Annotated in this window: 2 protein-coding genes and 1 riboswitch; of the genes, one reads left to right on the top strand and one right to left on the bottom strand. The window is 70.9% G+C overall.

Translation table 11 applies throughout. The features are described from left to right. Positions 1–104: 104 nt before the first annotated feature. On the bottom strand, positions 105–569 hold the full coding sequence (locus tag ACFXGI_RS38355) for an acyl-CoA thioesterase (protein WP_384717626.1): 465 nt from the start codon (positions 567–569) through the stop codon (positions 105–107). Between the two features lie 89 nt (positions 570–658). Then, positions 659–805, bottom strand: a riboswitch (cobalamin riboswitch). Between the two features lie 322 nt (positions 806–1,127). Here ACFXGI_RS38355 and ACFXGI_RS38350 point away from each other — a divergent pair. Next, positions 1,128–1,961 carry a PIG-L family deacetylase gene (locus ACFXGI_RS38350; RefSeq protein WP_384717623.1) on the top strand — a complete coding sequence of 278 codons (834 nt, stop codon included), beginning with the start codon at positions 1,128–1,130 and terminating at the stop codon, positions 1,959–1,961. Positions 1,962–2,032 lie beyond the last annotated feature (71 nt).

The following is a 2,032-nucleotide window of genomic DNA, read 5'->3' as shown; positions in this document are numbered from 1 at the left end:
GTTTTAATTTTTGCTTGTGGGGTTTTTTTTTATTATCAGTCCCTGGGTGAGTCCGGGCGGCCCCCCCCCCCGGGGGGGCGCCCCCGACGGGCTCAGGGCCCTGCTCAGCGCGCGGCGGGCACGTCCACGGGCGAGGCCGGGGATATGGGCGCCTCCAGGGCCGGGACGGAGCGCGGTCGGCCCTCGGCGTCCACCGCGACGAAAGTGAGCCGGGCCGTGGCGACCTCGCTGGTGGGGCCCGAGGCGTTCCAGCGCTCGGCCCGGACGCTCACGGCGACCGTCATCGAGGTGCGGCCCGCCCGTTCCAGCTCGGCGTCGGCGCGGAGCAGGTCCCCGGCGCGTACCGGAGCGAGGAAGGACATGCGGTCCACGGCCACGGTCACCGCGGGGCCGTCTGCGTGGCGGCCGGCCGCGGCGGCGGCAGCGTCGTCGATGAGCTTCATCACCACGCCGCCGTGGATGGTGCCGTAGAGGTTGGTGTCGTGCTCGCTCATGATGTGGGCGAGCGTCACCCGGGAGTCACCCGGCTGCTTGGGGCGGCGCCCTGCGGTGGTGGTCCGATCGGCCATGTCAACTCTCCTTCGCGAGTTGCGGCGGGAAGGCCCCGGGCGGTTTCGCCGGGACCCCGCACGACGGTTTCGGCGTGCGGGCAGCGGGCAGGTCTTCGGACTCGCGGGCACGTCTCGTCGTACGAGACTCCTACTGGCCGTCGCTTCCCGGACCGGTCCGGTCCAGTGCGTATGACGGCGGTCGTTCCCGCTCACCGCTGCGGGGCAGTCCCGGATTCCCACCGGGTTCCCTCTTACGACGCATCCCGCCACGGGGTCCCCCATGCCGTTCAGGCCATGGGGGAGGACGGGGGCGAACCAGCTGCACCGGCCACCCTACTCGCGCCGGTGACCGGCCTGACCAAGGGCGTCTTCGTGCTTCCCACGAGGCCGACAGGCCGTGGTCCGGACACCGCCCCCGACAGCACGACGGGCCCGCACCTCCGAGCGCGACGCGCACGTCCCGGGAGGCCGATCGGCCGTTCCGGGAACAGCCGGTCCGGCTGGCACTGTTGCACCAAGAGGGGGGTCGGCGCCGTACCGGCGGGGCCCCGACGTACTTGTGCAGGAGGATTTTTCATGGCTGACCGGCCTTTGACGCTCATGGCAGTGCACGCCCACCCCGACGACGAGGCCACCGGAACCGGAGGGGTCCTCGCGCGGTACGCGGCGGAGGGCATCCGCACGGTTCTCGTGACGTGTACCGACGGCCGTTGCGGTGACGGACCGGGGGGTGCCAAGCCGGGTGATCCCGGGCACGATCCGGCGGCCGTCGCCCTGATGCGCCGGCAAGAACTCGAGGCGAGCTGTGACGTCCTGAAGATCAGCGATCTGGAGATGCTGGACTATGCCGACTCCGGGATGATGGGCTGGCCGAGCAACGACGCGCCCGGATCCTTCTGGCAGACCCCCGTGGAGGAGGGCGCCGCCCGGCTCGCGGAACTCATGCGGCACTACCGGCCCGATGTGGTCGTCACTTACGACGAGAACGGCTTCTACGGCCATCCCGACCACATCCAGGCCCACCGCATCACGATGGCGGCGCTGGAGATGACCGAGTCGGCATCGAAGGTGTACTGGACGACGATGCCCCGCTCGGGGATGCGGCGGTTCGGGGAGATCATGCGGGAGTTCCACGAGGACATGCCGGAACCGGATCCCGCCGAGGCCGCCGCGTTGGCCGAGATCGGGCTCCCGGACGACGAGATCAGCACGTGGGTGGACACCACCGCCTTCGCCGGTCAGAAGTTCGACGCGCTGGCCGCGCACGCCAGTCAGGGCGAGAACATCTTCTTCCTCAAGATGGGCAAGGAGCGGTTCGGCGAGTTGATGGGCACGGAGACCTTCGTACGTGTCAAGGACTCCACCGGCGCGGCCGTACCCGAGAACGATCTCTTCGCCGGACTGCGCTGATCAGCCAGCCCTGCCCACCGGGGGTGCGGGGGCGCGGCGGGCGGGCACCCGCCCCCGCCCCCCCCCCCCGG

Source organism: Streptomyces sp. NPDC059355, assembly GCF_042752335.1.
Taxonomy (GTDB): domain Bacteria; phylum Actinomycetota; class Actinomycetes; order Streptomycetales; family Streptomycetaceae; genus Streptomyces.
This window is presented reverse-complemented; position numbering and strand designations above follow the sequence as displayed.

Coding starts and splice junctions, on each gene's coding strand:
- ACFXGI_RS38350 (WP_384717623.1), top strand. CDS start 1,128: ATGGCTGACCGGCCTTTGACGCTCATGGCAGTGCACGCCCACCCCGAC.
- ACFXGI_RS38355 (WP_384717626.1), bottom strand. CDS start 569: ATGGCCGATCGGACCACCACCGCAGGGCGCCGCCCCAAGCAGCCGGGT.